A 17,211-nucleotide genomic window follows, 5' to 3' on the forward strand; every position below is an offset into this window, starting at 1 on the left:
GTCAATCATATTGACACTGTATCAATCTAAAATCCGAAAGTGAGAAATACATGGGAAACAAGCGACGCAGGCGTCAAAAGCTGCCTGCTGAACCTGTTAATATCGCTATTGAGCGAATGAGCAATGAGGGGCGTGGTATCGGCACTCTCAGCGGCAAAATTACATTCGTCGATGGCGCACTTCCAGGGGAAGAAGTCACAGCAACCTATACCGGTCGGCGGTCTCAATATGATGAGTTGAAAACCACTGAAGTGCTGAGCCAGTCAAGTGACCGGGTTACACCGCCCTGTCCGGTGGCATCCATTTGTGGTGGCTGTACTCTTCAGCATATGGATAGTGCCGCACAACTTCAATTCAAAGAAGGTGTGCTGCTGAATCACTTGCAGCACAGTGCCAACCAGACAGATTATGAAGTTCTGCCTGCAATGGCTGGTCCTACGCTATCGTATCGCCGCAAAGCGCGTCTTGGGGTTCGCTACGTGCACCGCAAAGGCGATGTCCTGGTGGGGTTTCGTGAGCAGGGAAACAGCTTTATTACCAATATGGAGCATTGCCCGGTCCTGGTCTCCCAGGTCGGACAGTTGATCCGGCCACTCCGTGATTTAATCCACAGCATGGATACCTGCCGTGAAATACCACAGATAGAAGTGGCAGTCGGTGAGTCTTCAGCACAAAGTGATGAAAATATTGACCAGGATCTGGTGGTCAGCCTGATATTGCGTCACTTGCAGCCTCTGGCTGACGAGGATCTGGCGCGGTTGAAAGCGTTTGCTGACAAGTATGACATCCAGTGGTTTTTACAATCCGGCGGGCCCGCTACAGTCAAACGTTTCTGGCCTGAATCCGGCTCCGACATGCTGAGTTACTTCCTGCCGGTTGCTGACGATAAATCGATTCGGATGCAGTTTTCGCCATCTGATTTCACGCAAGTGAATGCCGTGATCAATCGCAAAATGATCAGGCAGGCAATGTCATTACTCGATTTAAAACCTGATGATGTCGTTTTGGACCTGTTCTGTGGTTTGGGCAATTTCAGCCTGCCTATGGCGCAACACTGTGCTCAGGTGACAGGTGTTGAGGGCAGTCAGGAGATGAGTGAGCGGGCTACTGAGAACGCGCGCCTGAACAATATTGATAATGCGCGCTTTTTCAGTGCAGACCTGTTCACTGAGTTTGATGGTCAACCCTGGTCAGACCAGCACTACAGTAAAATATTACTGGACCCGCCCAGATCTGGCGCCATTGAAATCGTCCAGCGCATTAATGAACTGGCTCCCGATGTGATTGTCTATGTTTCCTGTAATCCGGCCACATTGGCCAGGGATGCTGGTGAACTGTTGCAGCAGGGATACCAGATGACTCATGCCGGGGTAATGGACATGTTCCCGCACACCGGGCATGTAGAGTCGATGGCGCGGTTTGTTAGAAAGGGTAGTGGGGCATAATTCATGGTACAGGTTCGCGGCGGCTACTCATTCAACCCGGATGGCAGTGTTAATTTTGAGCAATGGCTATCACGGTTGGAAAGCTATGTGGCCCTGGATAACCATGATCAATTGCGCCGGGCTTGTGATTTAAGCTGGCAAATCGAACTCTCGGTACGGGCAAGCCAGAATGACTGGACACCTGGCGTCAGCAGTTACCATACCGGACTGGAGATGTCAGAGATACTGGCGCAGCTGCACCTCAATGATGAAGCGATCGTTGTTGCGCTTCTCTATCGTCCTGTCCGTGAAACTCGTTTGTCGTTGCAAACCATTCGCGAGCAATTTGGTGACGCTGTTGCCAATTTGCTGGAAGGGGTGTTACGCATGGCAGCGATAAATGACACGGATACCAGCAAGCGACGTGTATTGGGTCAGAATGATGTACAAGTCGAAAATGTGCGCAAGATGTTGCTGGCCCTGGTTGATGATGTTCGTGTTGCGCTGATTAAACTGGCTGAACGAACTTGTGCCATACGTGCTTTGAAACAGGCCGGGGACGAAAAGCGGAAAAGAGTTGCGCGTGAGATTTTCGATATTTACGCACCTCTGGCTCATCGTCTGGGTATTGGTCAGCTCAAGTGGGAGTTGGAAGACCTGTCCTTCCGTTATCTGGAACCGGAAAATTATAAATCCATTGCCAAACTGATTGATGAACGTCGCGTTGACCGGGAACGGTTTATTGCCGAGGTAACAGAAGAACTCAGGCGACAGTTCAACCGCGCTGGTATTGATGCGGAAGTCAGTGGGCGCCCCAAGAGTATTTACAGTATCTGGCGCAAGATGCAGCGCAAACAACTGGATTTTGATCAGATATATGATATCAGGGCTGTTCGGGTATTAGTGCCGGAAACACGGGATTGCTATACCGTTCTGGGTATTGTTCATAACCTGTGGCGTGTCATTCCCAATGAGTTTGATGACTATATTGCCAACCCCAAAGCCAATGGTTACCAATCCCTGCACACTGCAGTCATTGGTCCTGAGCAGAAGATACTGGAAGTCCAGATTCGCACATTCAGCATGGATGATGATGCGGAACTAGGCGTATGTGCACATTGGCGCTACAAGGAAGGCATCGATGATCCCGGCTATCAGGATGGGTTTGCCGGCAAGATTGAATGGCTGCGCCAGGTGCTGGCCTGGCACGATGAAATGGGCATGGTCGGCGGCCTGGCAGAACAGTTACGCAATGATGCGGAATCTGATCAGCGCGTTTATGTTTTCACACCAGAAGGTCATGTCGTGGATATGATGGCCGGAGCGACACCGCTGGATTTTGCATATTACGTTCATACAGAAGTTGGAAATCACTGCTCTGGCGCCCGTGTTAATGACAAATTGGTGCCGCTAAACTACCAGTTAAAAACAGGAGACAGAGTTGAGGTTATCTCCAGTGAATTGAATGTACCAAGCCGCGACTGGCTTAAGCCGCACTTGGGTTTTGCGCAAACACCCAGGGCGCAGGCGAAGATTCAGCAGTGGTTTAAATCACAAGACCGTGAACAGAATCATGAATTTGGACAGATGTGGCTGGAGACCGAATTTCACCGTGCCGGCCTGGTCAATATTCCCTTTGAAGAAGTTGCTCGCAAGCTGGGTTGTCGCAATGGTGAGGGACTGTTTGTTTCCGTGGGGACCGGCACTATTACGGTTCCTGAAGTTGTTGAAGTCGCCAGTCAGCTATTAAGCCAGCAGGTCGATGACAGTGCTGTTAAAACGGATGGCAGCGTACTGCCCAATGATGAACCGGTAGCGCGAACGGTTGAAATACTGATTAAATCGCAGGATCGCGCTGGATTGCTGCGTGATATTACGACAATACTCGCGAACGAGTCGATTTATGTGTTATCAATTGCAACCCACAGTGATCGCGTCAACGGGACAGCAGAGTTAAAAATGCAGATTGAACTGACCAGTTGGACACACCTGTTGAGTGCGCTTGGGAAACTGAATGATATGGAAAGTATCATTGAAGCACGCCGAACTGAAGGGGGAGTGTAAGTGACGTCAGCTAAGTCGGCGCAACTGGAACAACTTGGACAATTGCTGGAATTGATGCGATGTCTGCGTGATCCCGAAAATGGTTGTGCCTGGGACCGAAAGCAGACCTGGCAATCGCTTTGCCGGCATACGCTTGAAGAAGTGTATGAGGTTGTTGATGCCATCGAAGAAGAAGGCCCGGAAAAAGTTTGCGATGAACTGGGCGACCTGCTTTTTCAGATTGTTTTTTATGCCCGTATCGCTGAAGAAGAGGGAACGTTCGACCTGGGTGATATCGCTGATAAAGTGACGCAAAAACTACTGACCCGTCATCCTCACCTTTTCCCGGATGGAACGTTGGCCAGCTTTGGCTCGCCCAGTGGGTTAAGTGCCGAGCAGGTTGAGCTGCGCTGGGAAGAAATCAAAAATGCCGAGCGCCAAAGCCAAAATGCTGGCAATGTTTCCGTGCTTGACGATATACCTCGTGCGATGCCAGCACTGGATCGTGCCGGGAAACTGCAAAAAAGAGCGGCTTCCATCGGTTTTGACTGGGCTGATGAGAAAGGGGTGTTAAAAAAAGTTGAAGAAGAATGGCAAGAACTGGAGGAAGCGTTAGCTTCTGCTGATCAGGATGCAGTTACACATGAGTTAGGCGACATGCTTTTTACCTGCGTCAACCTTGCCAGGCACTTACGTATTGATCCGGAAAGTGCATTAAGGCAAGCCAATAACCGTTTCGAAAGCCGTTTTAGACTGGTCGAAGAGCAGGCAAAAGCAACTGACCAGGCATTGGACGAATTAGATGAATCGCAGCTGGATGCCATGTGGCAACGCGCTAAGTTACAAAATTAATCAACGCCAGCGGCTGCAGTACCGAATTCAATTGAACATAAGCTAGATCAGACAGGAGAAAACTATGAGAATTATTTTGCTGGGAGCCCCTGGCGCAGGCAAGGGAACGCAGGCTCAGTTTATTACTGAGGCGCTTGGCATCCCGCAGATCTCGACTGGTGACATGCTGCGTGCGGCAGTCAAAGCTGGTACCGAGCTGGGTAAGCAGGTCGAAAGTGTCATGAACAGTGGCGGCCTGGTTACCGATGAGATCATTATCGCATTAGTAAAAGAACGAATAGCTCAGCCAGATTGCGCGAATGGTTTTCTTTTTGACGGTTTCCCCCGGACTATCCCTCAGGCCCAGGCCATGGTTGATGCGGGCATTGATATTGATCGAGTCATCGAAATTCGTGTTGATGATGAAGAGATTGTTTCGCGATTAAGCGGACGCCGTGTGCACCCGGGTTCGGGGCGTGTTTATCACATTCAGCATAACCCGCCAGCCAAAGAAGGTGTTGATGATGTAACGGGTGAAGCACTGGTTCAGCGCGAAGACGATAAGGAAGCGACAGTGCGTAAACGCTTGGCTGTATACCATGAACAAACCAGCCCGCTGGTAAACTTCTACAAGCAACTTGAAGAAGAAGGGACAACTGTTCGCTTTGTCAGCCTGGATGGACAGGATGACGTTCAGAACATTCGCAACAAGCTGGCTGAGTCGTTAAAGAACGGATAGTTATAACCCGCACAATGGCATCGAATGTTATAAAAACGGCATTCGATGCCCCTTTCTTTCAGCAAATGCTTGCTGATATTTTTCAAACCCGTATTATGATGCTGTAAGTCACTATATTTTATGTTATTGTGCCGCATAGACGTGCGTGTATTACGTAATCGATTGGGTGTTTTCTTCCAAAGTTTTCGGAGAGATAAAAAATATGGCCAACGTAAAATCAAAGAAAAAAACGACAGCCAAGCCAGCAGTCAAGAAAAAGAACACAAAGAATGTAAAGGATGCTGCACTGGCAAAAGCGGAAGCTGCACAAACTAAAGTAGAAAAGGAACTGGCAGCAGGCAAGAAAAAGTCATTAGCTGCAGAAAAGAAAGTTCAAACAGCTGCAGCGAAAGCGTCAAAAACTTCCACGGCAGCCAGCAAGAAAGCACTGGCTAATGCTCGTAAGGCTGCAAAACAAGCCTCAGCTAATCTCTCAAAAATTAATACTAAACTGACTGAAGCTAAAGCGCAGGTCAAAGCATTAGCGGATGCTGCCAAAGCCAAGGCGAAAGCTGAAGCTAAATTGCGAGCAGAAGAGGCCCGCAAGAAGCGTATTGAAGACAAAGCCCAGGCAGACCTCGAAAAAGCTGTAGAAAAGTTCAGCGCCCAGTGGATGCGCAAGCGTCGTAAAGAGGATGCAGCGAAAGAAGCTGCCCGCTTGAAGAAAGAGCGCATGAAAGAAAGAGCTGCTGCCAAACGCGCTGCAGAGCGTGCCAAAGTCGCTGCTAAAAAAGCTGCCGATAAAGCGCGTGCTGCTGCAAAAGCTAAAGCTGCACGTGAGCGCGCTGCGGCCAAACGTGCTGCAGCCAAAGCCAAAGCGGCAGAACGTGCCAAGCTGGCTCGCGAAAAGGCAGCCGCTAAAAAAGCTGCGACCAAAGCGAAAGCAGCGAGCAAAAAAGCACCAGCTAAAAAGCGTGCTACCACTGCTACTAAAACAGCAGCGAAAAAGCCGGCAGCGAAGAAAGCAGCGACCCGCAAATCTCCTGCAGCCAAGAAAGCCACTACCGCTCGCAAGACTACTGCCAAGTCGACAACTGCTACTAAGCCAGCAGCCAAAAAGACAGCTACACGAAAGACAGCGGCAAAGAAACCTGCTGCGAAGAAGACCACGCCTACTCGCACACGTAAAACCAAGAAAGCCGCTTCCTAAGCGCGCTTTACCTACCTTGATTATCCAGCCTGCATATCTTTGTGCAGGCTGGTTTTCTAATTCTCAGCGACTATTCTGATCATGCAGCAACCCATATTGGCCATTGAGACCACCGGCACTTATTGCTCGGTAGCGTTAGTTGACGCAGGGCAATGTTTCTTCAGTCAGTCAGACCGTAAACGAAGTCATGCTGATGAGTTGCTTTCGACAATCGATCACTTGCTCAATCAGGCATCTGTTTCCCTGGCTGACTGTGCTGCTATTGCGGTAAATCTTGGTCCAGGTTCATTTACAGGTATCAGAATTGGCATAGCTGTCGCACAAGGATTGGCTTTTGGTGCTGATCTCAAAACCTGTGCTGTTTCTGCCCTTCAGGCCATGGTGCTGGATGCTAGTCAGAAAGAAAAGACGGTAGATATTGAGCAGGTAGTTAAATCTGCTGTCAATCAGGATGGACGTGATGAAACCGTTTGGGCAGTATTGCTGCATGCACGGGAAGATGAATTTTATTTTGCCGAGTATAGCCTGGACAGCCGTGGTTATCCTGTGCTGGTCGGTAAAGAATCGGTGATTAACGGAACAGACATTGCTGCCTGGTTAGCGCTCAGCAAAGACAAAGGTCACCACACGGTTTTTGTCGGTGAAGCCTGGGACAGGATAGAGATGCCAGGGATTACTGCTGTTCCGGCCAGTGTTAACGCAAAGACTGTTGCCCAGGTTGCTCGCTATAAATTTGATCACAACATCACGCTTGATCCGACGGACCTGGTGCCCAGCTACCTGAAAGACGAGATGCATTACCGCACGGTGAGTAATGACAATCAGCCTGCCTGACACATTACGGTTAGAGAAGATAGATGGATGTTTATCGCTCTATCATGTGGATCGTCCGCAGGCTTTCATCAATGTCAATTTCTCTTCACCTGCCATGCAATATCGTCGCCAGCAAGCCGTGCGGCAGCAGGCGGTTGTGAAAGCAGCCGGGAAATTGTTTCTTCTTGATAATGAACCTCCCCGTCTGATTGATGGCACAGCAGGGCTGGGCGTTGATGCTTTTTTGCTAGCGAGTGCTGGATGGCACGTGTTAATGATTGAGCAGTCACCCGTCATGCATGCCTTGCTTGCGGACGGGCTTAAGCGTGCTCAGCAGGAAAGTCAGACGTCAGGCGATGCATTATTTACTGCAACCATTTCGCGCTTGTCACTCAGCCCTTGCGGCGATAGCCGTGCAGCCCTGGCCAGCGTTGACCCGGTCAGCGTGATTTACCTGGATCCCATGTTTCCGGCCCGCAAGAAAACAGCTCAGGTTAAGAAAGAGCGCTGGTTACTACAGCAGTTGCATGATGAAGATGCAGAAGGAGTGGGGTTGCTGGCGGTGGCAAAACAGCGCGCCAAAAAGGTCGTTGTCAAAAGGCCCGTGTCAGCCGAGCCTCTTGATAGCGTTCAGCCCAGTTCAATGCTGAGGGGTAAAACAAGTCGTTTTGATATCTATGTTGGCAATCTGACTGCGATCTAGTGCATAAGTCAGTCGATTAGCAGGCGACGCAATATATCTTCATAAACAGACGAGAGCGTTTCCAGGTCTTTGACACTAACGTGCTCATCCACTTTGTGGATAGTGGCATTGCAAGGACCCAGCTCCACTACCTGAGCGCCGGTGGGCGCTATAAAACGACCATCAGATGTGCCGCCACTGGTTGAGGTTTGTGTATTGTCACCCGTGACTTGCGCAATGCTCTGCTGAACCGCATCAACGAGCGGGCCTTTCTGAGTCAGAAACGGTTCGCCCGAAAGTTCCCAGTCAAGGATGTAGTTCAGATCAAAGCCGTCAAGTATGGCTTTGGTGCGATCCTGGATGACTTGCTGGGTCAGTTCCGTTGAGTACCGGAAATTAAAAGACACCTTGAGCTCACCAGGAATAACATTGTCAGCACCGGTTCCGCCATTGATGTTAGGTATCTGGAAGCTGGTTGGTGGAAAAGCGTCATTGCCTTCATCCCAGGTTTCGCGACACAGGGCATCCAGAGGGGCCAGTGCGCGATGTACGGGGTTGTCAGCAAGGTGAGGGTAGGCAACATGACCCTGGGTGCCCTGAACGGTCAGGCGGCCGTGCAACGAGCCTCGTCTGCCAATCTTGACGATATCACCCAGGCGGGATGTACTGGAGGGCTCACCAACCAGACACCAGTCAATGAACTCATCTCGTGCAGACAATGTTTCAACAACCTTTCTGGTTCCATTGATCGCAGGGCCTTCCTCATCGGAAGTGATGAGAAAGGCGATAGAGCCATTGAGTTCAACGGGTTCAGACAATAATCGTTCGCAGGCAGTCACCATGGCAGCAATACTGCCTTTCATATCAGCCGTGCCACGTCCATACAACATGCCATTGTGGATAGTCGGCTCAAACGGTGGGAATTGCCAGTCAGACTCCGGCCCGGTGGGTACCACATCGGTATGACCGGCAAAACAGAACAAAGGGCCTTTGTTGCCCAGGCGAGCCCACAGATTATTAACCTCACCAAATGGCATGGATTCGATCGTAAACCCCAGTGCTTTCAGGCGATCTGCAATCAGGGCATTACACCCTTTGTCATCGGGTGTTACTGATGGAATTCTGACCAGTGCTTTTGCTAACTCAAGCGTGTCTGAGCAAACAGCTTGGGCATCAGCTGGCGAATTCATATCATTACTGTGGTTGTCACTGGGCATATATCAGGTCTCAGTTGTTCGTGTGCAGTTCATCGTTCAAGGCAATACTGGTTTTATTAGTCTGGCACTCGACAGCGCCAGAGCAAGAATTGCGTCTGAACAGTAAATCATTTTTACCAGACAGCTCTCGCGCTTTTACCCACTCAACCAACTGCCCCTCATTATCAAGTACGCCCACTTTGGTGCCTGCGGTGACGTAAAGGCCTGCTTCCACCACGCAACGATCGCCCAGCGCGATACCGATACCGGCATTGGCGCCAATCAGGCAGTCTTTGCCAACAGAAATGATGGTGGTGCCACCACCTGACAGGGTGCCCATGGTTGAGCAGCCACCCCCGAGATCACTGCCAGCACCAATTGTCACGCCAGCCGAGATGCGACCTTCGATCATGGCTGCAGACTCTGTGCCCGCATTAAAGTTAATGAAACCTTCATGCATGACCGTTGTGCCTTCGCCGACATAAGCGCCAAGACGGACCCGGGCAGTGTCAGCGATCCTGACACCTGCTGGTACCACATAATTGGCCATTTTCGGAAACTTGTCGACGGACATGACATCAAGCAACTCGCCACGTGCCCGGGCCTGCAGTTGCCGTGCGCCCAGCTCTTCAATGGCAATGGCGCCCTGGCTGGTCCAGGCAATGTTACGCAGCACTCCGAACGCGCCCTGCAAGTTGACTGAGTGTGGTTTACACAGTCGGTGAGACAGTAAATGCAGTTTCAAATACACTTCAGCGACAGTTGTCGGGGCAACATCTTCCTCGATGAAAGTCGCTATCACACTTTGCCGGTTAACCCGAGCCGACTCCTGTAACTCACCGGGAAGCGGGAAGGTCGGATCGTTAGACAGATCCTGCATGGCCTCGCGGCTCAGTTGTATGCACGTATTACCGCTTTGGTACCCGCAAGCCTTGATGATATTGGAAATCGTATCCTTCTCAAGCGATAACATAGGCTGTGGGTAGAAAACTTCGATAATCTCCCCATTTTCATCCAGTGTTGCCAGACCAATTGCGAAGCTGTGAAGTTTATTCGAGCTCATAATTCGTACATCCTGTTTCTAATAATTAAATTGATTGAAGATTGCTGAGATCAGCGTAACCCAGCACCCACTGATCATCGCTGACGCGGACCAGAGGACGTTTGATCAGGGCAGGGTGTTGCGCTGCAATCTTTTTGAAACCGCTGACGGTCAATGCTGTCTCTTTTTCCTGTTCGGCAAGCTGCCGCCAGGTTGTACCCCGGCGGTTCACCAGTTGCTCCGGCGAAAAGTGCGCCAGCATGTCATCTATCAGAGATGGCGGAATGCCGTCTTTGCGGTAGTCATGTAGCCGCGCTGGCAGCTGCTGCTCATCCAGCCAGCGTAATGATTTTTTAATCGTGTCACAGTTTTTTATGCCGTAGACAGTCATCATGTAGTCAGCTCTTCCATTAACGTTTTTTTCAGGACCTCTATTTTATCAGGTTCAGTGATAGCCTGATCATTCTCATCGGTCACGTAAAACAAATCTTCCACCCGTTCTCCCAGTGTGGCAATTCGAGCATTGAGCAGTTGGATATCCTGTTCCGCAAATACTTTACCAATGGCTGCAAGTAACCCAGGCTGATCGATACCATTGACTTCCAGAATAGAAAAATCCTGTTCGTCTTTGTTGATCAGGTCAATCTCGATTTGCTGGCCAAAATGTTTCAGCTTTCTGGGCTGGCGTTTGCGGGGCACACGCAAATGTGCGGAAGGTTCAGCCAGGTATTCGCAAAGCAGTGATTTTATCTCGGCAATGCGGTCGGGATTGTCGCCCAATGCTTCACCATCACTGTTGAGAACAGAGTATGTGTTCATGCAGTAGTTCTTGGCGGAAGTAAAAATACGGGCATCATGGATGTTCAGTCCCAGTTGCTCCATTGCAGCGGCACTGCTGGCAAACAAATGACTACGGTTAATGGTGTAGATGAAGATGTGAGTCGCCCCTTCAGCAAGCGAGTCAGTCGTGTCCTGCACCAGCACCAGCGTTTCCTGGTCAGGGTTGTTGCGGTTGTGTTCGTCAATTGACTCTGTATGCCAGACAATATTGGCCACCGATTCGCGGACAAAATATTCGTCGTCAGTGTTTTGCCAGATTGCCAGTACAGCATCACGGTCAACGCCTTTGTCGCTGAGTTTGGTCAGTGCGCTTTCCTGTTTGTCCTTGATACGATCGGCACGGTCTATCGGGTTTTCCAGACCGCGTCGTAATTCTTTCTTGGTGCTCAGGTAGAGTTGGCGCAGGAGGGATGCGCGCCAGGCATTCCAAAGCGTAGGGTTGGTCGCATTAATGTCGGCAACGGTCAGTGCATAGAGATAATCCAGGTGTAGTTTGTCACCGACCTGCAGGGCAAAGTCGTGAATCACTTCCGGGTCTGAGATGTCTCTGCGCTGGGCAGTCATGGACATTAACAGGTGTTTGCCGACCAGCCATGAAACCAGTTTGGCGTCCCAGCTACTGAGGTGGTGACGTTCACAGAAGTTCACCGCATCATCCATACCCAGTTGCGAGTGGTCGCCGCCACGGCCTTTGGCGATATCGTGATAAAGGCCGGCAATATACAACAGCTCAATTTTTGGCAGTTTATTGGCAATATGGGCTGCAATAGGAAAATTTTCTTCAGCCTCTGGCAGTCGGAAGCGGCGCATGTTTTCAACCACCTGCAAGGTATGCGCATCCACTGTGTAAATGTGGAAAAGGTCATGTTGCATTTTACCGGTGATTGCGCCGAATTCTGGCAGGTAGCGTCCAAGTATCCCATATCGTGCCATTCTGCGAAGCTGGGCAGTGAGGTTATGGGGAGAGCGTAAAAGCTCCATAAACAGTGTGGTGTTGCGGATATCGTGACGGAAGTCGTCATCAATCAGCTCGCGATGTTCGCGGATCAGCCGGATAGTGGAGGCACGCACGCCCTGAATATCAGGGTTTTGCGCCATGAGTACAAAGACTTCGATCAGTGCAAAGGGGAAGCGGTTAAAAATCTGATCGTTACACGCCTCGATATAGCTATTGCGAATCTGAAAGCGATTATTGATTTTGCTGATTTCGGTTTTTTCACCTGCTCGTAAAATCGCCTCTTCAAAATGCTGCAACAGCAAATCATTCAGCTCCCGGAGCGTCGCCACAGCGCGATAGTACTGCTGCATGAGTTTCTCAATGGCCAGGCTTTTGTCGTCATCTTCCAGGCCGAAAATGGCAGCCAGGTCGCGCTGCTTGTCAAACAGCAGGCGGTCTTCTTTTCGCTTTGACAGCAAATGCAGGCCATAGCGTAATCGCCACAACAGGTTTTCACCTTCGCGTAACTGACTGAATTCATTTTCAGTGAGAAACCCGGGCGCAACCAGTTCGTCCAGGCTGTCAGCATTAAAATGCCGTTTGGCTATCCAGGCAACAGTCTGGATGTCCCTCAGGCCGCCAGGGGACGTTTTAACGTTAGGCTCCAGGGCATAATCAATATCGTAGTACTTATCATGCCGGGCAATCTGTTCATCGCGTTTTGCGGTAAAAAACTCCGGGTCCGGCCATACCTTGTTGTCCTGAGTTGTTGCAATCATTTCGTCGCGCAGTGAACCGGGCCCGACCAACGTCCGGGACTCCATCAGGCTGGTGGCGACGGTAATGTCTTTCAGCGCTTCACTTCTGCATTGCTTGATTGTCCTTACGCTCTGGCCAATCTCAAGGTTAATGTCCCAGAGCATGGTGAAGAACTGGCCAATACTTTCCCGGTTTTCCTTGGTGACATCTTTGCGCATCAGCAGTAGCAAGTCGATGTCAGAATGGGGGTGCAACTCGCCACGGCCATATCCACCGACAGCCAGCAAGCTGATTTCATCACTGGCGTGCCAGTCAAATACACCCCAGGCTGCCTGTATGATGTGATCAATCACGTAGGCACGACCCTGTACCAGTTCACGAATCTCCCAGCCATTGCGATATGCGTCATCAAAGATCTCTCTCGCATTATTGAGCAGCTCACGAAAAGCCGCTGTGGCCTTGTCAGCGTGCGCCTGGTTATCCAGTGGAGAGAGGTCCAGTTTTTCCAGCAGGCGTGTTAATGCCACTGGCGGGCGACTCGTTGCCGTTTCAGCAGTACTCATGTCAGGTAGTCTCATTTGTCAGTGGCGGAGGGTGTCGTAATTTAACCGAATGACTCTTCTGATCGTATTGTCATGATCTCAAAACCATCCGCTGTCACGGCCAGTGTGTGCTCCCATTGTGCGGAAAGCCGTCGGTCCTTGGTCGTGACCGTCCAACCATCAGTTTTGGAAAGCTTGGTGTGACGTGTTCCCAGATTAATCATGGGTTCAATTGTAAAGGTCATGCCTTCTTCAATCACCAGACCCTGGCCAGGTTTGCCGTAATGCAGGATTTGTGGTTCTTCATGAAAAATTTTGCCAATACCGTGACCACAATATTCGCGCACCACTGAATAGTTGTTGCGCTCAGCATGCTCCTGTATAACGTGTCCGATATCCCCCAGCGTGACGCCAGGTTTAACGATTTCAATACCACGATACATGCACTCCTGGGTAATACGGCACAGACGTTTCGCATGTGGCGCAACATCACCCACGAAGAACATTTTGCTGGTATCACCATGATAACCGTCTTTAATGACCGTCACATCGATATTGATAATATCGCCATTCTTCAGGATTTTCGATTCACTGGGAATGCCATGGCAGACAACATGGTTGACTGAAGTGCAGACCGACTTGGGAAAACCGTTATAATTCAATGGGGCAGGGATAGCACCCTGAACATTGACAATGTAATCGTGGCAGATTCTGTCAAGCTCACCTGTACTGACGCCTGGTTTGACGTATTCACCAATCATTTCCAGTACAGTTGCGGCCAACTGGCCAGCAATGCGCATTTTTTCAATTTCGTCCTGAGTCTTGATAATGACAGGCATGCCTGTATATTTCCCGGTTAGAATGAATATTGCTATTGTATGTTTTTACAGCATTTAGTGGAACCCGATAAGATGATAGATCCGAATCAGTTGCTTTCTCAGTTTTTGGGTAAAAATAATGTTGGTAACTCGCACCCGACAAATCAGCCGACACAGCAAGGTTCAGGCGGTAACGGTCTAACCGACATGCTGGGTGGCAGTTTTGGTAAAGGGGCAGCGGCAGGAGGCGTGTTAGGCTTGTTGCTGGGTAACAAGAAGATGCGCAAGATGGGTGGCAAGGCCCTGCTTTATGGCGGTGCAGCTGCAGCAGGACTGGTTGCCTACAAAGCCTGGCAAGGCCGACAAGGTGTCGCACAACCATCTGCCAATTATTCTGCAACGGCGCCATCACCGGCAACGTCCACGGCACAGGAGATTCCGCCAGACACAAACCAGTCCTTGCGGCTGATCAAGGCCATGATTGGTGCCGCTAAAGCGGATGGTCATATTGATGCCAGCGAACAGACTGCTATTTTTCAGCAGGTTGAATCCATGTCGCTGGATGCTGAGGCCAAGGCGTGTATTTTCGACTGCTTGTCAAAGCCTGTCTCTCTGGCTGAGCTAAGTGAAGGGGTGGGCACGATGGAAGAGGCGTCTCAGATCTATGTTGTATCACGTCTGGCAATAGACCTGGATCATCCGGCAGAAAAAGCCTGGCTGGACGCTTTGGCGCAGCGTCTGCAGATTCCTGCAGACCTGCGCCAAAACCTGGATCAGCCTTTTGTCGAAGTGGAATCGAGCAATGATCGCCTGAGCGACTCGCCACGGCCGATGGCATAGTAGGTGAGTCCGGCCGCTTCGACTCTGCTGGGCTCATACATGTTTCTGCCATCAAAAATGACTTTGTCGCTGAGCGTTTCGGCCAGCGCGTCAAAATTGGCGGCCCGGAAATGTTGCCATTCGGTGCAAATAATCAGCGCATCAGCACCCGTCAACGCCGCATCCCTTGTCCCTGTCAGCAGCAGGCCAGGGTGCTGTCCGTATATTCTTTCCACTTCTTCCATGGCTTCGGGGTCATAAGCCTGAACTTTGGCACCGGCCTCCCATAGCGCTTCCATGATCTGGCGGCTGGGTGCTTCGCGCATATCATCCGTTTTAGGCTTGAAAGACAGTCCCCAGAGGGCAAATGTTTTGCCTTTGATGTCACCTTGGTAATGCTGGTTCACCCGGTTGACAAGGTGCAGCTTTTGCTTGGCATTAACCTGCTCAACTGCATCCAGGATGCGCATTGGCAGGCCGTGTTCGCCGCCGGTGCGTTGTAAGGCCTGGACATCTTTCGGAAAACAGGAGCCACCATAGCCAATGCCCGGGTAAATGAACTGGTAACCGATACGGGGGTCGGAGCCAATACCGTGTCGAACCTGTTCCACGTCGGCACCCAGTTCCTCAGCCAGAATGGCGATTTCATTCATGAAACTGATTTTTGTCGCTAACATGGCGTTAGCGGCATATTTAGTCAGTTCGGCTGCTCTGATATCCATGAAGATCATGCGATCAGAATTGCGGTTGAATGGCGCATATAGCTCGGTCATTTGTTTGCGCACATGGTCCGAATCAGTGCCGACGACGATCCGGTCTGGTTTCATGAAGTCATTGACCGCGGCGCCTTCTTTGAGGAATTCGGGGTTCGACGCAACATCAATAATCAGATCTTTGTTTCTGGTGGTCAGTTCTTCGACAATGGCCGCTTTAACCTTGTCTGACGTGCCAACAGGAACGGTAGACTTGGTGATGACTGTTTTACGCACTTCCATGCGTCGTCCCACATCCCTGGCAACTGCAAGTACATATTTCAGGTCTGCTGAGCCGTCTTCATCGGGCGGTGTGCCGACAGCGATAAAGATAATGTCAGCAAAGGCGACAGCCTCATCGGCATCATCGGTGAAGTGTAAATTGTCCAGTTTGCTGTTTTCAGCGACGATATTCTCCAACCCGGGTTCATAGATCGGAATAATGCCATTGCGCAATTTTTCGACCTTCTGACTATCCACATCCATGCACATTACCTGGTGGCCTGAGTCGGCCAGGCAGCTACCCGTTACAAGGCCTACGTAGCCAGTTCCAAATATCGTTACCTTCATGTAAGAACTTCCCTGACAAATGTAAAAGACCAAGTTTAGTACAGCTGCTTGTCACTGTCATGACACATATGGGTAATAACCCGCCGCTATTCGTTAAAAAATTTTAATACCTGTTCCCGCTTGGCCTGGGCGTCAGCAATACCCAGTTTCATCAGGTCACTGCAATAATGATGATCAAACATCAGCAGGCTGGCCAGAGAGTTTGAGTTGGTATCGCGTAAAAACAGGCGTATCGACTTCGGCAGGCGATGGTAATGCGCATCGGCGATATGGTTAGGATCTTCTGACGGAGTAATACTGAGCAGGTCAATAGGTCGAATGTCGTGGGCCGGCTTACCCCGGCATTGAGCCAACAGGGCGTTATGACGCTGCAGTGTCGCAATGTCATGCTCCAGTGAGTCAACAAACGCACTATTGAGGATATGCCCAAGGATTTGTGACAGGGACGGCTGGGCGACATCCTCATCTTTCGCGGGGTGTTTGCGCCGGCTGCCGCTAACGCCAATCGCCAGTATTTTTTCAGCCCCCAAATGAATCGCGGGACTCAGTGGTGCCAATTGACGAATGGCGCCATCACCAAAGTATTCCCGGTTGATTTTGATGGCAGGAAATAACGATGGGATAGCTGTTGAGGCCATCAGGTGCTGGTGGCGAAGCTCTGTACGAATGCCAATTCTGTGTGGGCGGCTCCAGTTGTCTACCTCTTTGGTTGACTGAAAAAAAGAGACAGACTCACCACTGCTATACCCGGAAGCATTCACTACAAGGCTATCCAGGTACCCCAGGGACATGTTTTCACCAACCCGCTCAAGCTTCAGAACGCTGGATAGCAGCTCCTGCAGAGGCCTGTTATCGAGTAGAGATGGCGCCATCTTGCGACCGCGATTGGCTAGAAATGAGAAAACCCAGTTTGAGGCGCTACTGAGCAAACCCGAGGAATCAAGGCGATAAACACGATCAATGGTGATGTTTTCCCAGACATATTCAAGCATTCGCACGGAAGTTTTCAATTTATGTGCATGGGTCGCCAGTCCGGTGGCGTTTAACGCTCCGGCCGAGGTGCCAGAGATAATACGGAAAGGGTTGGGGCGGTCATCATTAAGTATGCGGGCAATGCCTCTCATGACCCCGACCTGGTAAGCAGCTCTTGCTCCGCCACCCGATAATACCAATGCAGTTTGAGGAACAGGTTTATTGTCTTGTCGGCTTAGCATA

Annotated in this window: 15 protein-coding genes; 8 read left to right on the forward strand and 7 right to left on the reverse strand. The window is 50.5% G+C overall.

Annotated elements, in window-relative coordinates; all coding sequences use genetic code 11:
* Window positions 1-50 precede the first annotated feature (50 nt).
* From rlmD to PSCS_RS13755, 7 genes are all read left to right on the forward strand, one after another.
* Window positions 51-1,445, forward strand: a complete 1,395-nt coding sequence (rlmD, locus tag PSCS_RS13725) for a 23S rRNA (uracil(1939)-C(5))-methyltransferase RlmD (RefSeq protein ID WP_068812647.1) — start codon at window positions 51-53, stop codon at window positions 1,443-1,445.
* Between the two features lie 3 nt (window positions 1,446-1,448).
* A complete protein-coding gene (locus PSCS_RS13730) occupies window positions 1,449-3,488 on the forward strand; it encodes a RelA/SpoT family protein (RefSeq protein ID WP_068812648.1) in 2,040 nt (679 codons plus the stop codon).
* Window positions 3,489-3,512: 24 nt separating this feature from the next.
* On the forward strand, window positions 3,513-4,319 hold the full coding sequence (gene mazG / locus PSCS_RS13735; RefSeq protein WP_082866648.1) for a nucleoside triphosphate pyrophosphohydrolase: 807 nt from the start codon (window positions 3,513-3,515) through the stop codon (window positions 4,317-4,319).
* Window positions 4,320-4,383: 64 nt separating this feature from the next.
* Complete coding sequence (gene adk / locus PSCS_RS13740; protein WP_068812649.1) at window positions 4,384-5,037, forward strand: adenylate kinase; 654 nt, start codon at window positions 4,384-4,386, stop codon at window positions 5,035-5,037.
* 145 nt (window positions 5,038-5,182) lie between these two features.
* The gene (locus PSCS_RS13745) at window positions 5,183-6,226 is read left to right on the forward strand and encodes a hypothetical protein (RefSeq protein ID WP_157885723.1); all 1,044 of its coding nucleotides are present in this window, start codon (window positions 5,183-5,185) and stop codon (window positions 6,224-6,226) included.
* An 81-nt stretch (window positions 6,227-6,307) separates the two neighbouring features.
* A complete protein-coding gene (gene tsaB, locus PSCS_RS13750) occupies window positions 6,308-7,060 on the forward strand; it encodes a tRNA (adenosine(37)-N6)-threonylcarbamoyltransferase complex dimerization subunit type 1 TsaB (protein WP_068812650.1) in 753 nt (250 codons plus the stop codon).
* A complete protein-coding gene (locus PSCS_RS13755) occupies window positions 7,041-7,742 on the forward strand; it encodes a class I SAM-dependent methyltransferase (protein WP_068812651.1) in 702 nt (233 codons plus the stop codon). The genes tsaB and PSCS_RS13755 overlap by 20 nt, the downstream gene beginning before the upstream one ends.
* A gap of 8 nt (window positions 7,743-7,750) precedes the next feature.
* Here the strand turns inward: PSCS_RS13755 and dapE are convergent, their stop codons facing one another.
* Genes dapE through map form a run of 5 tightly spaced genes read right to left on the reverse strand, consistent with a single transcriptional unit; the run spans window position 7,751 to window position 13,876 of the window.
* The gene (gene dapE / locus PSCS_RS13760) at window positions 7,751-8,911 is read right to left on the reverse strand and encodes a succinyl-diaminopimelate desuccinylase (RefSeq protein WP_068812795.1); all 1,161 of its coding nucleotides are present in this window, start codon (window positions 8,909-8,911) and stop codon (window positions 7,751-7,753) included.
* 37 nt (window positions 8,912-8,948) lie between these two features.
* Window positions 8,949-9,980 carry a 2,3,4,5-tetrahydropyridine-2,6-dicarboxylate N-succinyltransferase gene (dapD, locus tag PSCS_RS13765; protein ID WP_068812652.1) on the reverse strand — a complete coding sequence of 344 codons (1,032 nt, stop codon included), beginning with the start codon at window positions 9,978-9,980 and terminating at the stop codon, window positions 8,949-8,951.
* A 25-nt stretch (window positions 9,981-10,005) separates the two neighbouring features.
* Window positions 10,006-10,353, reverse strand: coding sequence for a Spx/MgsR family RNA polymerase-binding regulatory protein (locus tag PSCS_RS13770; protein WP_068812653.1), 348 nt, complete (start codon window positions 10,351-10,353; stop codon window positions 10,006-10,008).
* Entirely contained in the window at window positions 10,350-13,058 is a 2,709-nt protein-coding gene (locus tag PSCS_RS13775; protein WP_157885724.1) for a [protein-PII] uridylyltransferase, read from the reverse strand. Before PSCS_RS13775 ends, PSCS_RS13770 begins: the two co-directional genes overlap by 4 nt.
* 41 nt (window positions 13,059-13,099) lie before the next feature.
* Window positions 13,100-13,876 (reverse strand): type I methionyl aminopeptidase, encoded by a 777-nt coding sequence (gene map / locus PSCS_RS13780; protein WP_068812654.1) that lies wholly within the window; start codon window positions 13,874-13,876, stop codon window positions 13,100-13,102.
* A gap of 72 nt (window positions 13,877-13,948) precedes the next feature.
* Between map and PSCS_RS13785 the strand changes: the two genes are divergently transcribed.
* On the forward strand, window positions 13,949-14,695 hold the full coding sequence (locus PSCS_RS13785) for a tellurite resistance TerB family protein (protein ID WP_068812655.1): 747 nt from the start codon (window positions 13,949-13,951) through the stop codon (window positions 14,693-14,695).
* Here the strand turns inward: PSCS_RS13785 and PSCS_RS13790 are convergent.
* Together PSCS_RS13790 and PSCS_RS13795 are read right to left on the reverse strand one after the other, a co-directional pair.
* The gene (locus tag PSCS_RS13790; protein WP_068812656.1) at window positions 14,629-15,996 is read right to left on the reverse strand and encodes a UDP-glucose dehydrogenase family protein; all 1,368 of its coding nucleotides are present in this window, start codon (window positions 15,994-15,996) and stop codon (window positions 14,629-14,631) included. The genes PSCS_RS13785 and PSCS_RS13790 overlap by 67 nt on opposite strands.
* Window positions 15,997-16,082: 86 nt before the next feature.
* Complete coding sequence (locus PSCS_RS13795) at window positions 16,083-17,210, reverse strand: patatin-like phospholipase family protein (protein ID WP_068812799.1); 1,128 nt, start codon at window positions 17,208-17,210, stop codon at window positions 16,083-16,085.
* Window position 17,211: the final 1 nt, after the last annotated feature.

The organism is Pseudohongiella nitratireducens, from assembly GCF_001642735.1.
Lineage (GTDB): Bacteria > Pseudomonadota > Gammaproteobacteria > Pseudomonadales > Pseudohongiellaceae > Pseudohongiella > Pseudohongiella nitratireducens.

Excerpts from the sequence above, each read along its gene's own strand:
- PSCS_RS13755 (WP_068812651.1), top strand. The coding sequence starts at position 7,041 with ATGACAATCAGCCTGCCTGACACATTACGGTTAGAGAAGATAGATGGA.
- PSCS_RS13730 (WP_068812648.1), top strand. The coding sequence starts at position 1,449 with ATGGTACAGGTTCGCGGCGGCTACTCATTCAACCCGGATGGCAGTGTT.
- PSCS_RS13770 (WP_068812653.1), bottom strand. The coding sequence starts at position 10,353 with ATGATGACTGTCTACGGCATAAAAAACTGTGACACGATTAAAAAATCA.
- rlmD (WP_068812647.1), top strand. The coding sequence starts at position 51 with ATGGGAAACAAGCGACGCAGGCGTCAAAAGCTGCCTGCTGAACCTGTT.
- dapD (WP_068812652.1), bottom strand. The coding sequence starts at position 9,980 with ATGAGCTCGAATAAACTTCACAGCTTCGCAATTGGTCTGGCAACACTG.
- PSCS_RS13795 (WP_068812799.1), bottom strand. The coding sequence starts at position 17,210 with ATGCTAAGCCGACAAGACAATAAACCTGTTCCTCAAACTGCATTGGTA.
- PSCS_RS13790 (WP_068812656.1), bottom strand. The coding sequence starts at position 15,996 with ATGAAGGTAACGATATTTGGAACTGGCTACGTAGGCCTTGTAACGGGT.
- PSCS_RS13775 (WP_157885724.1), bottom strand. The coding sequence starts at position 13,058 with ATGAGTACTGCTGAAACGGCAACGAGTCGCCCGCCAGTGGCATTAACA.
- adk (WP_068812649.1), top strand. The coding sequence starts at position 4,384 with ATGAGAATTATTTTGCTGGGAGCCCCTGGCGCAGGCAAGGGAACGCAG.
- PSCS_RS13785 (WP_068812655.1), top strand. The coding sequence starts at position 13,949 with ATGATAGATCCGAATCAGTTGCTTTCTCAGTTTTTGGGTAAAAATAAT.
- tsaB (WP_068812650.1), top strand. The coding sequence starts at position 6,308 with ATGCAGCAACCCATATTGGCCATTGAGACCACCGGCACTTATTGCTCG.
- map (WP_068812654.1), bottom strand. The coding sequence starts at position 13,876 with ATGCCTGTCATTATCAAGACTCAGGACGAAATTGAAAAAATGCGCATT.
- dapE (WP_068812795.1), bottom strand. The coding sequence starts at position 8,911 with ATGAATTCGCCAGCTGATGCCCAAGCTGTTTGCTCAGACACGCTTGAG.